This is a genomic window from Caballeronia sp. INDeC2, assembly GCF_023631325.1.
Taxonomy (GTDB): Bacteria; Pseudomonadota; Gammaproteobacteria; order Burkholderiales; family Burkholderiaceae; genus Caballeronia.
In genome coordinates, this window is record NZ_JALQDG010000017.1 from 1 (window position 1) to 16,257 (window position 16,257).

Below are 16,257 nucleotides of genomic sequence, written 5' to 3' on the forward strand. Positions count from 1 at the left end.
CATTACCAGCTCCGAAGAACCGGCCGCACCCAGCAATCAAGCGCCCACACTTATCGGCTGTTAGTTTTTAAAGAGCACATCGCAGGACAGTCACTACCTCACCACCGTCTTGCGTCGCTGCATCAGCAGCAGAGAAACAAGATTATGAACAACCCTTCGGTTCGTGTCAACAAGAATTTCAAGCATTTCTTATCGACTCAACCTACTGATCCTGCCGACTCAAAGCAAACGGGTCGTGCGGACATCGCACGACCCGTCGGCGTAAGTCTTGGTGCCGGCTGCAGGACTCGAACCCGCCACCTGATGATTACAAATCAACTGCTCTACCAGATGAGCTAAGCCGGCGAAGGACGAGATTCTACTTCATTTAACGACTTTGAGGTGAGACCTCGCAGCTGATTTCGAAGCGTCGTCATCCGTGTCCGTTTGCGGCTCATGCTCCGACGCGGAATCCGCACGTTCGTCGACAGGTTCCTCGATGTGGCGTGTCTCACGCTCAGGCGATCGTGCTCCGACGGACGTACTGGTCAACTCAGAGCCGGAATGCGTCTGCTCGACCGGGAACGCCATCCCCTGTCCGTTCTCGCGCGCGTAAATTGCGAGCACGTTCGCGACCTGCACCTCGATCTTGTGCGACTTGCCGGAGAACCGCGCGCTAAACTCGATCCACTCGTTGCCCATCTGCAGCTGGCTCGTGGCCTCGAAACTGATGTTCAATACGATCTCGTCGTTGCGCACGAACTGACGCGGCACGCGCGTGGCGGCATCGACCCGCACGGCGATATGGGGCGTGAAACCGTTATCCGTGCACCACTCGTACAGCGCGCGCAACAGATACGGCTTGGTGGAAATCTCTTGCATCAACTTTCCTCTGCCGGAATGCGGCCGCACGAAACCGCGCCGCCGCGTTCCTACGCACTCAAACTATCGACGCATCACCTTTTCGGAAGGCGTCAGCGCTTCAATATAAGCCGGGCGGCTGAAAATCCGCTCGGCGTACTTCATCAACGGTGCGGCGTTCTTCGACAATTCGATGCCGTAGTGATCCAGACGCCACAAGAGCGGCGCGATCGCGACGTCGAGCATCGAGAACTCCTCGCCCAGCATGTACTTGTTCTTCAGAAAGATCGGGGCGAGTTGCGTGAGGCGATCGCGGATCGCGCTGCGCGCCTTCTCGTGATTCTTCTCGGCGGCCTTGCCCTTTTCGTTTTCGAGCGTGCCGACGTGAACGAACAGTTCCTTCTCGAAGTTCAGCAGGAACAGGCGCGCGCGGGCGCGCTGGACCGGATCTGCCGGCATGAGTTGCGGGTGCGGGAAACGCTCGTCGATATATTCGTTGATGATATTCGACTCGTACAGGATCAGGTCGCGCTCGACGAGAATCGGCACCTGTCCGTACGGGTTCATCACCGCGATGTCTTCCGGCTTGTTGAACAGGTCAACGTCGCGAATCTCGAAATCCATGCCCTTTTCGAACAACACCAGCCGGCAGCGCTGGGAGAACGGGCAAGTAGTGCCGGAATACAGAACCATCATGTTTTTAAAGTTCCTTCAGTAAACTCGAAGGGCCGGCCGCGGCGTTTTCTCGCGGAAAACGTCATCGCGCCGACCCACGCCGTCGAAGGCGCGCTATTTGATATCTTTCCAGTATGCCGCGTTCAGGCGCCACGCGAGGAAACTCAGGAGCGCCAGGAACAGCAGAACCCAGACACCGAGCCGCTTGCGCGTCTGCTGCGCGGGTTCCGCCATCCACGACATGTACGAAACGAGATCGGCCACAGTTGAATCATAATCCACGGATGACAAGGCACCAGGCGTAACCTGAGTGTAACCGACGAATCTTCTTACCTTTTCGCCGGTCTTTTCGTCCGTATCGGTCTCGAATTTCGCATCGCGAATGCCCTGCAGGGTCCAGAGAACGTGCGGCATGCCGACATTCTCATACACGCGGTTGTTCCAGCCGGTCGGCCGCGTCGGGTCGCGATAAAAGCTCCGCAAGTACGTATAGAGCCAGTCGTTGCCGCGCGCCCGCGCTTCCACCGACAGATCCGGCGGCGACGCGCCGAACCACGCTTTCGCGTCTTCCGGGCGCATCGCGATGGACATCGTGTTGCCGACCTTGTCCGTCGAGAAGAGCAGGTTCTCCTGAATCTGCTTTTCACTGATGCCGATATCGGCTAACCGGTTGTACCGCATCAAAGTCGCGCTGTGGCAGTTCAGGCAGTAGTTTACAAAAACTTGGGCGCCATGTTGCAAGGACGCGAGATTGTCCGAGCTGTCAGGCGCCCGATCGAGCACCGCCTCTTCCTGCGCAAACGCCGGCGCCGCGCCGAACGCGAGCAGCGCCGCACCGATCATCGCTATTGTAGAGAGCCATTTTTTCATCGTATTCGTCTCCGGACGTGCGCTCAGTGAGGTTTGTAGTGCACTCGCTCAGGCGGCGTCTTGAATCTGCCGCGCGGCGTCCAGAAAGGCATGCCGAGAAAGAACGCGAAGTAAATCAGCGCGCAGATTTGCGCAATCAGCGTCGCGGCCGGCGATGGCGGTCGCGTTCCCAGAAAGCCGAGCATCAGGAACGCGAAGATGAAGATCGCGTAAAAGACCTTGTGGAAGAGCGGCCGATAGCGGATGGACTTCACCGGACTGCGATCGAGCCACGGCAGGAAGAACAATGACACGACCGCCGTGCCCATCACGACCACGCCCCAGAACTTCGATTCAGTCAGCGCCATGAAAATCAGCACGAGGACCGCGAGCACCGGAAGGCCGAGGCGCCACTTGCCGCGCCCCTTCACCAATGCGAGCAGCCCGAGTAGTGCGATGACGATCATTAGCACGATCTTGAACGGATCGGTGGTGGCGCGAAGCATCGCGTAGAACGCGGTGAAGTACCACACGGGCGCGATCTCGGGTGGCGTCTGCAGCGGGTTGGCCGGTACGAAGTTGTTGGCTTCGAGGAAGTAGCCGCCCATTTCCGGCGCGAAGAAGATGATCGCCGCGAAGATCAGCAGAAACACGCACACGCCCATAAAGTCGTGCACCGAGTAATACGGATGAAACGGAATACCGTCGAGCGGAATGCCGTCCGGCCCCTTCTTCGCCTTGATCTCGATGCCGTCCGGATTGTTCGAGCCGACTTCGTGCAGCGCGACCAGATGCGCGACCACGAGCCCGATCAGCACGAGCGGAATCGCGATCACGTGGAACGCGAAGAAGCGGTTCAGCGTGACATCCGACACGACGTAATCGCCGCGAATCCACAGCGACAGATCCGGGCCGATGAACGGAATCGCCGAGAACAGATTCACGATCACCTGCGCGCCCCAGAACGACATCTGCCCCCACGGCAGCAGATAGCCGAAGAACGCTTCGGCCATGAGGCACAGGAAGATCGCGCACCCGAAGATCCAGACGAGTTCGCGCGGCTTGCGGTACGACCCGTACATCAGCCCGCGGAACATGTGCAGATAGACGACGACGAAGAACATGGACGCGCCCGTCGAGTGCATATAACGGATGAGCCAGCCCCACGGCACCTCGCGCATGATGTACTCGACCGATGCGAACGCGAGCGTCGCATCGGGCTTGTAGTTCATCGTCAGGAAAATGCCGGTGACGATCTGATTCACCAGCACCAGCAGCGCGAGCGAGCCGAAGAAGTACCAGAAGTTGAAGTTCTTCGGCGCGTAGTACTCGGATACGTGCTTCTTCCAGGTCGAGGTCATCGGAAACCGGCGGTCGATCCAACCGGTCAACCCCGTTGTCTCCACTTCCTTGTCTGCGGTCGCCATTTACGCCTCTCCCTTTTCGTCCTTGCCGATCACGAGTTGCGTCGCGGATGTGAACATGAACGGCGGAATGTCCAGGTTCTGCGGCGCGGGCTTGTTCTTGAAGACGCGGCCCGCCATGTCGTAGGTGGAGCCGTGGCACGGGCAAAGGAAGCCGCCCGGCCAGTTATCGGGGAGATTGGGTTGCGCACCCTCCTGGAAACGCGGCGTCGGCGTGCAGCCGAGATGCGTGCACACGGCGACCGCCACGAGAATGTTTCTGTGATCGGCGCGCGAGCGATACTCGTTGTTGCAGTACTCCGGCAACGGCATCGAAAATTCCATTTTGGACTTCGGGTCGGCCACTTCGTTGTCGGCTTTTTTGACGTCGGCCAGCATTTCGTCGGTGCGATTGACGATCCACACCGGCTTGCCGCGCCAGGCGACCGTCATCATTTCGCCCGGCTTGAGTCCGCTGATATCGACCTCGACGGGCGCGCCCGCCGCCTTGGCCTTCTCCGATGGAGCAAACGAACCCACAAAAGGAACTACGGTTGCCACAGCTCCGAAACCACCTGCTGCGGTCGTCGCAATCAGCCAGGTACGGCGGCCGCCGTCGACGCGTTTTTCATCCTTGTCTCGCATCACACGCCCCAATTCTGAGTTGGATTTATACCGTCACATCAGTTGTTCGCCGTTAGTGTGCGCGAATGGAGTTAGCATTTACAAGGGCTGACTAGCAAAAATCACTCGAAGTGATTGATGCTTCAGGGTTTTCCCCACGTTTTCCGCGCAATATCGTGAAGCGTTCATTTAAGGCAACTGCAAGCGCCAAATAATGGGCGCACCGGCTTAACAGCGTATTAAACCGGATTATCGATATCGATAAAAAGATGTTCGATATCGAACTGCTCCGACAAATGCGCGCCCAGCGCCTGCACGCCGTAGCGCTCCGTCGCGTGATGCCCGGCCGCGATGTACGCCACGCCCGATTCCGCCGCGATATGCATGGTCTGCTCCGAGACCTCGCCGCTCAGATATACGTCCGCGCGCGCCGCAATCGCGTCTTCGAAATAACCCTGCGCGCCGCCCGTGCACCACGCCACGCGTCGCAATTCCTTATCCGTATCGCCGAATACGAGCGGCTTCCTGCCAAGCGCGTTCTCGACCATCGCGCTGAAATGCTCGAGCGAAAGCGGCATCGCGAGCGTCGCGACCCAGCCGAGGTCCTGATCGGCGAAACGCCCATCGGCGATCAGTCCGAGCCGCGCGCCGATCTGCGCGTTGTTGCCCACTTCCGGGTGCGAATCGAGCGGAAGATGATAAGCAAAGAGATTGATGTCGTTGGCGATCAGCGTGCGCAACCGGCGGTACTTGCGCCCCGTGATCTGCGGCGCCTCGTTGCGCCAGAAATAGCCGTGATGCACGAGCACGGTGTCCGCGCCCCATTCCAGCGCGGCCTCGAGGAACGCCTGTGAGGCCGTCACGCCGGTCGCGATCTTCTGCACGCGGCGCGCGCCTTCAACCTGCAGACCGTTCGGGCAATAGTCCTTGAAGCGGCCGATTTCCAGCAGATTGTTCAGATACAATTCGAGTTCGATCCGATCCATGAAATCCTCTATCCCTTCAAATGCTTAGACGCTTCTGGCTATTTTTTGCCCAAGCGGTCACCGTGCTTTTGGCCCTGATGTTCATCATCGCGACCTTGAAACCGCAGTGGCTTCAACGTCAGGGTCAATTCGGCAAGCAGCTTGCCGAGCCGATCGTCGCGTTGCAGGAAGTGGCGCCGAGCATCGGCTCGCGCCCGGTTCAATCGTCCTACTCGGAAGGCGCGCAAAAGGCGATGCCGGCCGTCGTGAACGTGTTCTCCAGCAAGGACGGCAATCTGCCGCCCGATCCGCGTGCGAAAGACCCGCTGTTCCGCTATTTCTTCGGCGACAAGAACAAACGCAAGAGCGACGAGCCGCCGGCGTCGAATCTCGGCTCCGGCGTCATCGTCAGCTCGGAAGGTTACATTCTAACGAACCAGCATGTCGTCGACGGGGCGGATCAAATTGAAGTCGCGCTCGCGGACGGTCGCACGTCCAGCGCGAAAGTGATCGGCGTCGATCCGGAAACCGACCTCGCCGTGCTGAAGATCAACATGACCAACCTGCCGAGCATCACACTCGGCCGGATGGATCAGACGCGCGTCGGCGATGTCGTGCTCGCGATCGGCAATCCGTTCGGCGTAGGCCAGACGGTCACGATGGGCATCGTCAGCGCGCTCGGGCGCAATCACCTCGGTATCAACACGTTCGAGAACTTCATCCAGACGGATGCCGCCATCAATCCCGGCAATTCGGGCGGTGCGCTGGTGGACGTGAACGGCAACCTGCTCGGCATCAACACGGCGATCTATTCGCGCAGCGGCGGCTCGCTCGGCATCGGCTTCGCGATTCCCGTGTCGACCGCGCGCAGCGTGCTCGAAAGCATCATCACGACTGGTACGGTCACGCGCGGCTGGATCGGCGTCGAGCCGCAGGACGTGACGCCGGAGATTGCCGAATCGTTCGGCCTTGATCAGAAATCCGGCGCGATCGTCGCGGGCGTGCTGCAAGGCGGCCCGGCCGACAAGGCGGGCATCAAGCCGGGCGACATTCTCGTGTCCATCAACGACGACACCATCACCGACACCACGCGCCTGCTCAACGTCGTCGCGCAGATCAAGCCGGGCACGTCGGTGAAGGTTCACCTGATGCGCAAGAACAAGGAACTGGACCTCAACGTGATGATCGGCAAGCGTCCCGCGCCACCGCGCGCGCCGCAGATGCCGGACGAAGATCAAGGCGATCAGGGTGACCAGGGCGACGAATAAACCGCCGCATCCACGAAAACAAAAAGGCAGCTTCGATTACCCGAAGCTGCCTTTTTTGTAAGCCGCCGCTGCGACAACACGCCGCACTTATTCCGCCGCCGGCTCCTCGTTCTTGACCGGCTCCTTGCCGATCACGAGCCGCGCCGCGATGATGCCCGCCTCGTACAAAATGACGAGCGGAATCGCGAGAATCAGCTGCGAGAAAACGTCGGGCGGCGTGACGACCGCCGAAATGACGAACGCGCCGACGATCACGTAGGGGCGGATCTGCTTGAGCTTCTGGATCGATACAACGCCCATGCGCGCGAGCAGCACGACGACGATCGGCACTTCGAACGTCACCCCGAACGCGATGAACATCGTCAGCACGAAGCTCAGATAGTTGTCGATATCCGTCGTCATCTCCGCGCCGAGCGGCGCGTTGTAGTGCGCCATCACGCGGAAAATCGTGGGAAACACGACGAAGTACGCGAACGCCATGCCACACAGGAAAAGCGTGTAGCTGCTGAAAACGAGCGGCCCGACGAGCTTCTTCTCGTGCTGATACAGCCCCGGCGCGACGAAAGCCCAGACCTGATACAGCACGAACGGCAGCGCGATCACGAAGGCGACGAGCATCGTCACCTTCATCGGCACGAAGAACGAGCCGGTGACGTCGGTGACGATCATCTTGCCGTCGGCTGGCAGGTTCTGCATCAGCGGACGGGCGAGAAGCTTGAAGATGTCCGGCGCCCAGTACACCAGCGCGATGAATACGACGATGACCGAAGCGCCCGCGCGAATGATGCGGTCGCGCAATTCGACCAGATGCGAAATGAACGTCTCTTCGACGGGCTCTTCTTTAATGTGTTGCGGGTCGCTCACGCCGGCCCTCGGTAGAAATCATCGATGAAGGAAGCGCGGCTCGCTCAGAAGAACTTCGTCTGCCGGCGCAGGGTGGCAGGCGTATGACGAGCGACGCGCGCCGCGCCCGATTGGACCCGCGTGCGACGAGAAGTCGTGCGCTTGTACCAGTTGGGAATCGCGGCCTGCTTCACGCGCCAGTTCTTGCGCCTGGTCGACGTCGATGAAGACGTGCTCGCCCAGGGCTTGTCCGACGCGGTGCTGTCCGCCGATTCGCCCGCGATGCTCGGCGTGACCGACGTGCCCTCTTTCCATGCATCGTTCAATTCGGATTCATGGCGACGCAGCGTGTCCTGAATCGTCGATTCGACGTTGGAGGCCGCGGTTTCGAACTCGGTGCGCATTTTCTTCAGCTCATCGAGTTCCATCTCGCGCGCGACTTCCGATTTGACGTCGTTGATATAACGCTGCGCGCGTCCGAACAGCGCCCCCGCGGTGCGAGCGACGCCGGGCAAGCGCTCCGGCCCGAGGACCACCAGCGCAACGACGCCGATGACCGCCATTTTGGTCAGACCGAGATCGAGCATTGAACGAAAAGTGGAGGGTTACCGTCGGCGGACGGATTAGCGGTAGTCGCCCGAACGGGACTTGTCCTTCGCCTCGACGTCGACGGCGCCGTTCCGCGGAAGCTCGCGCTGATCGCCCGTATTTGCCGGCGTGTCGCCTTCGCGCATGCCTTCCTTGAAACCTTTCACCGCGCCGCCCAGATCGCCGCCGATATTGCGCAGCTTCTTCGTGCCGAACACAAGCGCCACGATCAGCAAAACGATCAACCAATGCCAAATGCTTAACGAACCCATGAATGAAAACTCTCCGTAATTCCGCCCCGATTTGGGTGCCGAGGACGGAAGACTGGCCTTGCGGCCTCGGCCAAGACTGATCGCCTCAACCTGAACTATCGATTTTGCTCGCCCAATATTTCACTGGAAAGGAAAACGCCGACATAGATCACGGCATTACCCCATTCGGCGCCACGGGCGCTCGCCGGCCAACAAATGCGCGTGGATGTGATACACCTCCTGCCCGCCGCCCGGTCCGGTATTAATTACCGTGCGAAAACCGGTGTTCCCTCCCGTGTAGGAGACACCCAGATCTTTCGCCAATCGTCCGACGAGGCTCACCATTCTACCAAGCAGCGGACTGTCACTTTCTGTGCAGTGGGAAAGTGTTTCAATATGCTTGCGCGGGATCACCAGCACATGCACCGGCGCGGCCGGGTTGATGTCGTTGAAGGCGACGAACTCGTCGTCCTCATAGACCTTCGTACTCGGCAGTTGGCCAGTGGCGATCTTGCAGAAAATGCAGTTGTCTTGACTCATGTATATCCCGTGTCTCCCGTTGCCGGACCGGATTGATCAAAGCGGACTCAAAACCACGCGCGCGGTTCGATCGTCTTGTTCTCATAGAGATACAACCAGCCCTTGATGATGCGATAAAGCGTCCAGATGCTGACCGCGGCGAGAATCAGGAAGCCGATGCCGATCCAGATCGTCGCAAATCCGATCACGTGGCCCAGCACCGCCCACCAGAACGTGCGGATCTGCCAGGTGAAGTGATCCTCGTACGGCGTGCCGGCTGCGTCACTTCGTTTGACGTAGTTGAGGATGATCGCGACCAGGCCGGTCAGCCCACCGGTCAGCCAGTAGACGGCATACAACGCGTACAAAACGTGCGTGAACGTGCGCATGTTGCGCAGACGCTCCGGGTCATCCGAGTTCTGAACGACGGGTGGCGGATAGGGTTCGTACTGCCGGTTCATGCTGCCCTCCTTCGCTCGAAGCGAGACGCTCGTCAGCTGCCGCTTTGCTCGCGCTCGCGCGACTTGCGCAGCGCTTTTTCCTCGATCCCCGACAAGCCTTCGCGACGTTCCAGTTCCGCGACGACATCGGCGGGGCTCAGGTCGAAATGCGACAGCATCACGAGACAATGAAACCACAAATCGGCGACTTCGCTGACGAGCGCTTTCGGCGCGCCGCCATGACGCGCGTCCTTCGCGGCGAGCACGACTTCCGTTGCTTCCTCGCCGATCTTTTTCAGGACCGCGTCGTCGCCTTTGTGAAAGAGTCGCGAAACGTAGGATTGTTCCGGATCGCCGCCTTTGCGACTGTCGATAACGGAGGCGAGGCGCAGCAGCGTGTCGAGCGTATTGGCTTGCGTCATTTGTAGATGCTTTCTGGGTCTTTCAGGACCGGCTCGACGGCGACCCACTCGCCGCTGTCCGCCGTGCCCTCGAATTTCTGGAAAAAACAGGAATGGCGGCCGGTGTGGCACGCGATGCCCGATACCTGCTCGACCTTGAGCAGCACGACGTCTTCGTCGCAATCGAGGCGCACGTCGTGGACGTGCTGGACGTGACCCGACTCCTCGCCCTTGAACCACAGCCGCTGACGCGAACGCGAGAAGTACACCGCGCGCTTCAGCTCAACGGTCTTCGCGAGCGCCTCGCGATTCATCCACGCGAACATCAGCACGTCGTTGGTCGATGCTTCCTGCGCGATCACCGGCACGAGGCCGTTCGCGTCCCACTTCACGTGGTCGAGCCAGGTCATTTGATCGCTCATCGCTTACGTCCTCACCGAAATGCCGTGATCGGCCATGAAGCGCTTTGCCTCGCCGACGGTATGCTCGCCGTAGTGAAAGATGCTCGCGGCCAGCACTGCGTCCGCGTGGCCTTCGACGATGCCATCCGCGAGATGCTGCAACGATCCGACGCCGCCCGATGCGATCACCGGTACCGGCACCGCGTCCGACACGGCCCGCGTCAACGCGAGATCGAATCCGGCCTTGGTGCCGTCGCGATCCATGCTGGTCAAAAGAATTTCGCCCGCGCCGTACTCGGCCATCTTGCGCGCCCAATCGATCGCGTCGATGCCCGTCGCCTTGCGGCCGCCATGCGTGAACACTTCCCAGCGCGGCGCCTCGCCCTCGGCCGACACCCGCTTGGCGTCGATCGCAACGACGATGCACTGCGAGCCGTGCTTGTCCGACGCGTCGCGCACGAGCTGAGGATTCGCGACCGCCGACGAATTCATGCTGATCTTGTCCGCGCCCGCGTTGAGCAGACGCCGCACGTCCTCGACCGCGCGCACGCCGCCGCCGACGGTCAGCGGAATGAACACCTGCGAGGCCACCGACTCGATAATCGGCAGAATCAGATCGCGTTGATCGGAGGTCGCAGTGATATCGAGAAACGTGAGTTCGTCGGCGCCTTGATCGTCGTATCGACGCGCGATTTCGACGGGATCGCCCGCATCGCGCAGTTCGACGAAGTTGACGCCCTTGACGACGCGACCGGCGGTCACGTCGAGACACGGAATGATGCGTTTTGCGAGAGCCATGTTCTTGCCACTTACAAATTAAGGGCGGCGTCGCGGCCGCCCGGAGTGCTGCTCAGATGTGCTCGCGCTCAGGCGTCTTCAAGCGCCGTCGGCTTCGCGCAGCGCGTCGGCACGCGTCTGCGCGGCCTTGAAATCGAGATCGCCGGAATAGATCGCGCGGCCGCAGATCACCCCTTCGACGCCCTCGTCCTCGACCTCGCAGAGCGATTCGATATCCGCGATGCTCGACAGCCCGCCGCTCGCGATCACCGGAATCTTCACCGCCCGCGCGAGCCGCACGGTCGCGTCGATGTTGATGCCCTGAAGCATTCCGTCCCGGCCGATATCGGTATAGATGATCGATTCGCAGCCGTAGTCCTCGAACTTGCGGCCGAGATCGACGACCTCGTGACCCGTGAGCTTGCTCCAGCCGTCGGTCGCGACCTTGCCGTCCTTCGCGTCCAGCCCGACGATGATGTGCCCTCCAAACGCGCTGCACGCATCCTGCAGGAAGCCCGGATTCTTCACCGCCGCGGTGCCGATGATGATGTACGACAGGCCGTCGTCCAGATAGCGCTCGATGGTTTCCAGATGGCGGATGCCGCCGCCCAGTTGCACGGGAATCTCGCTGCCCACCTCGTCGAGGATCGCGCGGATTGCGTCGCCGTTTCTCGGCTTGCCGGCGAACGCGCCGTTCAGATCGACCAGATGCAGCCGTCGCGCGCCGCGATCGACCCAATGTCGGGCCATCGCTGCCGGATCTTCTGAAAAAATGGTCGCCTGGTCCATATCGCCTTGCTTGAGGCGCACGCACTGACCGTCCTTAAGATCGATGGCCGGAATGAGCAGCATAGGTATCGCGTATTTTCTGGGTGGAGTTAATCAAAACGGCGCACGTGCGGTCTTTCGTGCCTGTGCTGCGAGCCGTCTCGCTAGTGTAGTACAAGTCTTGCAACGGTCATGCGCCCGTAGGAATAGGCGAAAACGCTAGCGTGCGCGCCATTTCACGGGTTCCAGTGCACGAAATTCCGATACAGGCGCAGACCGGCGTCCGCGCTCTTTTCCGGATGGAATTGGGTCGCGAAGATATTGTCGCGCGCAACCGCCGACGTAAATGCGCTGCCGTACACGGTTTCGCCGGACGTGTGGGACGGATTGTCCGGCACCACGTAGTAGCTGTGCACGAAGTAGAAGAACGCGCCGTCCGCGACGCCGTCCCAGATCGGATGCGCTTGCGTCTGACGAACGCGATTCCAGCCCATTTGCGGCACCTTGAAGCGCGAGCCGTCGTCCTGCAACTGACCGTCGAGCTGGAAGCGCACGACTTTGCCGGGCAAGAGACCCAGGCCCTTCGTATCGCCTTCCTCGCTCCAGTCGAAGAGCATCTGCTCGCCGACGCACACGCCGAGCATCGGCTTTTCGCGCGCCGCCTGCATCACCGCTTCCTGAAGCCCGGATTCGGCCAGATGCGCCATGCAGTCGCGCATCGCGCCCTGTCCGGGCAGCACGACCCGATCCGCCGAATGGATGCCTTGCGGCTGATCGACGATCGCCACGTTCGCCTCGGGTGCAGCCTTTTTCAGCGCCTGGTAGACCGAGCGCAGGTTGCCCATTCCGTAATCAACAATCGCAATCGAAGTAGTCATTTCAAAGATGGCATCAAGGCCTTCAACCCGTTGACGATGAACTCCACCGCCAATGCGGACAACATCAAACCCATGAGACGCGTGCCGATGTTGATTCCCGTGCGCCCGACCCAGCGCGCGATCGGCTCGGCGAGATTCAGCGCGCCGAAGCACAGCCCCGCGATGATCGCGCCCAGCACGACGAGCCCGAAGCGGTCGTACCAGTGCTGCGCATTGGCAGCATAGACGATCACCGTGCTGATGGAACCCGGCCCGGTGAGCAGCGGAATCGCGAGCGGCACGACCGCGATGCTGTTGCGTTCCTCGGCTTCCATGCGTTCTTCCACCGTCGAGCGCGCGTTGCCGACCTGCGCGTTCAACATGCTGATCGCCATGAGCAACATGATGATGCCGCCGCCCACTTCGAACGATCCGACCGAAATGCCGAAGAACGCGATGATCTGCTGCCCGAGCAACGCCGTCACCGCTATTACGCAGAACACCGAAATCGACGCGACGCGAATCGTGTTGCGCTTTTCGATGTCGGATTGCTGCGCCGTCAGGCTGAGAAAAAAAGGTATCGCGCCGACCGGATTGATCAGCGCGAGCAACGATATGAACGACTTGAACAGATCCATCGAGTTCTCGACGCGCGCGCCGAATCAGCGTGAGTCGATCAGAGACTGCCTTTGGTCGACGGAATCTGCCCCGCCGCGCGCTCGTCCATTTCGACGGCCATGCGCAGCGCGCGGCCGAACGCCTTGAACACGGTCTCGACCTGATGATGCGCATTGATGCCGCGCAGGTTGTCGATATGCAGCGTCACGCCGGCGTGATTCACGAAGCCGCGGAAAAATTCGATGGTGAGGTCGACGTCGAACGTGCCGATGCGCGCGCGCGTGAACGGCACGTGGAATTCGAGACCCGGCCGGCCGGAAAAATCGATCACGACGCGCGACAGCGCTTCGTCGAGCGGCACGTACGAATGCCCGTAGCGGCGAATGCCCTTGCGATCACCGATGGCCTTCGCCACCGCCTGCCCGAGCGTGATCCCGGTGTCTTCGACGGTATGGTGATCGTCGATATGGAGGTCGCCATGCGCTTCGATGTCGAGATCGATGAGCCCGTGACGGGCGATCTGGTCGAGCATGTGATCGAGGAACGGGACGCCGGTGGCGAGCTTTTGCTTGCCGGTGCCGTCCAGGTCGAGCTTCACACGGATCTGCGTTTCGCTGGTGTTGCGAACGACTTCCGCAATGCGCATGGTGATTCCTTGAGACTTTCGAAGGTGGGGATTCAGTTCGGTGCGAGCTTTTTCAGCGCCGCGACCATGTGTGCGTTTTCCTCGGCCGTTCCGACCGTCAAACGCACGCAATTGGTCAGCAAAGGATGCATTTTACCCACGTTTTTTATCAAAACCCGCGAAGTAAGGAGGGTTTCGAAAGCAACCGCCGCGTCCGGCACACGCACGAGCAGGAAATTGCCCGCGCTCGGAAAAACCGTCATGCCCGGCAGCGCGGCGACTTCCCGCGCGAGCTGAGCGCGTTGCGCGCGTAGATCGGCGGCTTGAGCGTCGAGCACGTCGAGGTGATCGAGCAGGAAATCCGCGGTCGCCTGCGTCAGCACATTGATGTTGTATGGCGGGCGCACCTTGTCGAACTGCATGATCCACGAAGGGCGGCCCGCCATGTAACCCAGGCGGATGCCCGCAAGCCCGAGCTTCGAGACGGTCCGCATCACGACGACGTTATCGAACTCCGCCGCGCGCGGCATCCAGCTCCTCCCGGCGAACGGCTGATACGCCTCGTCGATTACGACGAGACTCTTGCTCGCCGCTTCGATCACACGCGCCATGTCGGTGTCGTCGTAGAGCGTGCCGGTCGGGTTGTTCGGGTACGCGAGATAGACGAGCGCGGGCGCATGTTCGTCGATGGCGGCGATCAGCGCGTCGGCGTCGAGCGTGAAGTCCGGCCTCAGCGGCACGCCGATAAACTCCAGATGCGCGAACTTCGCAGACATTTCGTACATCACGAACCCCGGCACCGGCGCGACGACCTTCGCGCCCGGCTTCGAACACGCGACCGACATCATGCTGATCAGCTCGTCCGAGCCGTTGCCGAGCAGCACGTCGCATGCGTCGGGCAACTGCATCTTGCGCTTGATCTTCGCGAGCAAATCCGCGGGGCGCGGAGCCGGATAGCGATTCAGCGCGACGCCTGCGAGATGCGCGCCGAGACGTTCGGCGAGATCGGCGGGCAGGCTGTAGGGATTTTCCATCGCGTCGAGCTTGATCAGGCCCGTGGCGTCGGGCACGGGATAGCTCGTCATCGCGAGGACGTCGGGACGAATGATGTCTTGTGGTGTGGTCATGATTTGCCGGCGTCTCTCTCACCGGTGGGCGGCGGCTCTCAGGCCGCCTCTTTCGTTCGGTCCGGCTTTTGTCAGCCGAGGTTTTTCATCCGGTATTCCGCGCTGCGCGCGTGCGCCTGCAGGCCTTCACCGTACGCCAGCTCCGCCGCGATCTCGCCGAGCGTCTGCGCGCCGTCCGCGCTCACTTCGATCACGCTCGAACGCTTCATGAAATCGTACACGCCGAGCGGCGACGAAAAGCGCGCGGTGCGCGATGTCGGCAGCACGTGGTTCGGACCGGCGCAGTAGTCGCCGAGACTTTCGCTCGTGTAGCGGCCGAGGAACATCGCGCCGGCATTGTGAATCTGCGCGGCCCACTGATGCGGATCGAGCGCGGAAATTTCGAGGTGCTCCGGCGCGATGTCGTTCGCGATCGCGCACGCTTGCTCCATGTCCTTCACCTTGATGAGCGCGCCGCGATCTTCGAGCGAACGCTGAATGACGTCGCGGCGCGGCATCGACGGAAGCAGTTCGACGATCGCATCCTCGACACGCTGGATGAAGTTGTCGTCAGGGCACAGCAGGATGGATTGCGCGAGCTCGTCGTGCTCGGCTTGGGAGAAGAGGTCCATCGCGACCCAGCGGGGATCGGTCGTGGCGTCGCAGATAACGAGAATCTCGGACGGCCCCGCAATCATGTCGATGCCGACCGTGCCGAACACGCGACGCTTCGCCGAGGCGACATACGCGTTGCCCGGACCGCAGATCTTGTCCACCGCGGGCACGCTTTGCGTGCCGTACGCGAGCGCGCCGACCGCCTGCGCGCCGCCGATCGTGAACACGCGATCCACGCCGCCGAGCAGCGCCGCCGCGAGCACGAGCGGATTTTTCACGCCGTCGGGCGTCGGCACGACCATCACGATTTCCTTCACGCCCGCGACGCGCGCCGGAATCGCGTTCATCAGCACCGACGACGGATACGCCGCCTTGCCGCCCGGCACGTAGATGCCCGCGCGATCGAGCGGCATGACTTTCTGGCCGAGCACGGTGCCGTCGGCTTCGGTGTATTGCCAGCTATGGCTGCCGCACTCGATGCGCTGCTTCTCGTGATAGCCGCGCACGCGCGCCGCCGCCGCTTCGAGCGCCGCGCGGCGCTTCGGCTCGAGCCCTTCGAGCGCGGCTTCCATTTCGGACAGCGGCAATTCGAGCGCCGCGACGCTATCCGCCTTCAGACGATCGAACTTGTTGGTGTATTCGAGCACGGCGGCATCGCCGCGCGCCTTCACATCCGCGAGAATCTGCGCGACCGAACGCTCGATTGCCTCGTCCTCGCTCGCTTCGAAAGCGAGAACCGCACGCAGCGCCTTGTGAAAACCATCGGTGCTGGAATCGAGTTTGCGAATCTTGATAGACATGCTGGTTTCCGTTTGCTGATGGCG

At 61.2% G+C, this 16,257-nt stretch carries 21 protein-coding genes and 1 tRNA gene; 1 reads left to right on the plus strand and 21 read right to left on the minus strand.

The window, feature by feature from the left end:
* Positions 1 to 269: 269 nt before the first annotated feature.
* From NCS28_RS12115 to NCS28_RS12145, 7 genes are all read right to left on the minus strand, one after another.
* Positions 270 to 345, minus strand: a tRNA-Thr gene (locus NCS28_RS12115).
* An 18-nt stretch (positions 346 to 363) separates the two neighbouring features.
* Positions 364 to 861: a ClpXP protease specificity-enhancing factor gene (locus tag NCS28_RS12120; protein ID WP_250514062.1), complete on the minus strand. Its 498-nt coding sequence runs from the start codon at positions 859 to 861 to the stop codon at positions 364 to 366.
* A gap of 63 nt (positions 862 to 924) precedes the next feature.
* Positions 925 to 1,536, minus strand: a complete 612-nt coding sequence (locus NCS28_RS12125) for a glutathione S-transferase N-terminal domain-containing protein (protein ID WP_008344155.1) — start codon at positions 1,534 to 1,536, stop codon at positions 925 to 927.
* Positions 1,537 to 1,629: 93 nt separating this feature from the next.
* Positions 1,630 to 2,385 carry a cytochrome c1 gene (locus NCS28_RS12130; RefSeq protein WP_250514063.1) on the minus strand — a complete coding sequence of 252 codons (756 nt, stop codon included), beginning with the start codon at positions 2,383 to 2,385 and terminating at the stop codon, positions 1,630 to 1,632.
* Between the two features lie 23 nt (positions 2,386 to 2,408).
* On the minus strand, positions 2,409 to 3,791 hold the full coding sequence (locus NCS28_RS12135) for a cytochrome b (protein WP_250514064.1): 1,383 nt from the start codon (positions 3,789 to 3,791) through the stop codon (positions 2,409 to 2,411).
* The gene (gene petA / locus NCS28_RS12140; RefSeq protein WP_250514065.1) at positions 3,792 to 4,412 is read right to left on the minus strand and encodes a ubiquinol-cytochrome c reductase iron-sulfur subunit; all 621 of its coding nucleotides are present in this window, start codon (positions 4,410 to 4,412) and stop codon (positions 3,792 to 3,794) included. It abuts the gene before it with no gap.
* A 218-nt stretch (positions 4,413 to 4,630) separates the two neighbouring features.
* Positions 4,631 to 5,377 (minus strand): Nif3-like dinuclear metal center hexameric protein, encoded by a 747-nt coding sequence (locus NCS28_RS12145; RefSeq protein ID WP_250514066.1) that lies wholly within the window; start codon positions 5,375 to 5,377, stop codon positions 4,631 to 4,633.
* 20 nt (positions 5,378 to 5,397) lie between these two features.
* On the opposite strand from NCS28_RS12145, the gene NCS28_RS12150 reads away from it, so the two are divergent.
* The gene (locus NCS28_RS12150) at positions 5,398 to 6,624 is read left to right on the plus strand and encodes a S1C family serine protease (protein ID WP_250514067.1); all 1,227 of its coding nucleotides are present in this window, start codon (positions 5,398 to 5,400) and stop codon (positions 6,622 to 6,624) included.
* A gap of 87 nt (positions 6,625 to 6,711) precedes the next feature.
* Here the strand turns inward: NCS28_RS12150 and tatC are convergent, their stop codons facing one another.
* The 14 genes from tatC to hisD all read right to left on the minus strand — a co-directional run bounded on the left by tatC (position 6,712) and on the right by hisD (position 16,233).
* Positions 6,712 to 7,488, minus strand: coding sequence for a twin-arginine translocase subunit TatC (gene tatC / locus NCS28_RS12155; RefSeq protein WP_250514068.1), 777 nt, complete (start codon positions 7,486 to 7,488; stop codon positions 6,712 to 6,714).
* 44 nt (positions 7,489 to 7,532) lie between these two features.
* Entirely contained in the window at positions 7,533 to 8,054 is a 522-nt protein-coding gene (gene tatB, locus NCS28_RS12160; RefSeq protein ID WP_250514069.1) for a Sec-independent protein translocase protein TatB, read from the minus strand.
* A gap of 36 nt (positions 8,055 to 8,090) precedes the next feature.
* A complete protein-coding gene (tatA, locus tag NCS28_RS12165; RefSeq protein ID WP_250514070.1) occupies positions 8,091 to 8,327 on the minus strand; it encodes a Sec-independent protein translocase subunit TatA in 237 nt (78 codons plus the stop codon).
* A gap of 156 nt (positions 8,328 to 8,483) precedes the next feature.
* Positions 8,484 to 8,846 (minus strand): histidine triad nucleotide-binding protein, encoded by a 363-nt coding sequence (locus tag NCS28_RS12170; RefSeq protein WP_061120170.1) that lies wholly within the window; start codon positions 8,844 to 8,846, stop codon positions 8,484 to 8,486.
* A 47-nt stretch (positions 8,847 to 8,893) separates the two neighbouring features.
* The gene (locus tag NCS28_RS12175) at positions 8,894 to 9,286 is read right to left on the minus strand and encodes a DUF4870 family protein (RefSeq protein ID WP_250514071.1); all 393 of its coding nucleotides are present in this window, start codon (positions 9,284 to 9,286) and stop codon (positions 8,894 to 8,896) included.
* A 32-nt stretch (positions 9,287 to 9,318) separates the two neighbouring features.
* Positions 9,319 to 9,687 carry a phosphoribosyl-ATP diphosphatase gene (locus NCS28_RS12180; protein ID WP_250514072.1) on the minus strand — a complete coding sequence of 123 codons (369 nt, stop codon included), beginning with the start codon at positions 9,685 to 9,687 and terminating at the stop codon, positions 9,319 to 9,321.
* A complete protein-coding gene (gene hisI / locus NCS28_RS12185; RefSeq protein ID WP_250514073.1) occupies positions 9,684 to 10,088 on the minus strand; it encodes a phosphoribosyl-AMP cyclohydrolase in 405 nt (134 codons plus the stop codon). The genes NCS28_RS12180 and hisI overlap by 4 nt, the downstream gene beginning before the upstream one ends.
* Before the next feature lie 3 nt (positions 10,089 to 10,091).
* Complete coding sequence (gene hisF, locus NCS28_RS12190; RefSeq protein ID WP_250514074.1) at positions 10,092 to 10,865, minus strand: imidazole glycerol phosphate synthase subunit HisF; 774 nt, start codon at positions 10,863 to 10,865, stop codon at positions 10,092 to 10,094.
* Between the two features lie 78 nt (positions 10,866 to 10,943).
* On the minus strand, positions 10,944 to 11,696 hold the full coding sequence (gene hisA, locus NCS28_RS12195) for a 1-(5-phosphoribosyl)-5-[(5-phosphoribosylamino)methylideneamino]imidazole-4-carboxamide isomerase (RefSeq protein WP_250514075.1): 753 nt from the start codon (positions 11,694 to 11,696) through the stop codon (positions 10,944 to 10,946).
* Between the two features lie 152 nt (positions 11,697 to 11,848).
* A complete protein-coding gene (gene hisH / locus NCS28_RS12200) occupies positions 11,849 to 12,490 on the minus strand; it encodes an imidazole glycerol phosphate synthase subunit HisH (protein ID WP_250514076.1) in 642 nt (213 codons plus the stop codon).
* A complete protein-coding gene (locus NCS28_RS12205; RefSeq protein WP_250514077.1) occupies positions 12,487 to 13,107 on the minus strand; it encodes a MarC family protein in 621 nt (206 codons plus the stop codon). The genes hisH and NCS28_RS12205 overlap by 4 nt, the downstream gene beginning before the upstream one ends.
* 38 nt (positions 13,108 to 13,145) lie before the next feature.
* Positions 13,146 to 13,733, minus strand: a complete 588-nt coding sequence (gene hisB, locus NCS28_RS12210; protein WP_035506636.1) for an imidazoleglycerol-phosphate dehydratase HisB — start codon at positions 13,731 to 13,733, stop codon at positions 13,146 to 13,148.
* A gap of 32 nt (positions 13,734 to 13,765) precedes the next feature.
* Entirely contained in the window at positions 13,766 to 14,839 is a 1,074-nt protein-coding gene (gene hisC / locus NCS28_RS12215; RefSeq protein WP_250514078.1) for a histidinol-phosphate transaminase, read from the minus strand.
* Positions 14,840 to 14,910: 71 nt separating this feature from the next.
* Positions 14,911 to 16,233: a histidinol dehydrogenase gene (hisD, locus tag NCS28_RS12220; protein WP_250514079.1), complete on the minus strand. Its 1,323-nt coding sequence runs from the start codon at positions 16,231 to 16,233 to the stop codon at positions 14,911 to 14,913.
* Positions 16,234 to 16,257: the final 24 nt, after the last annotated feature.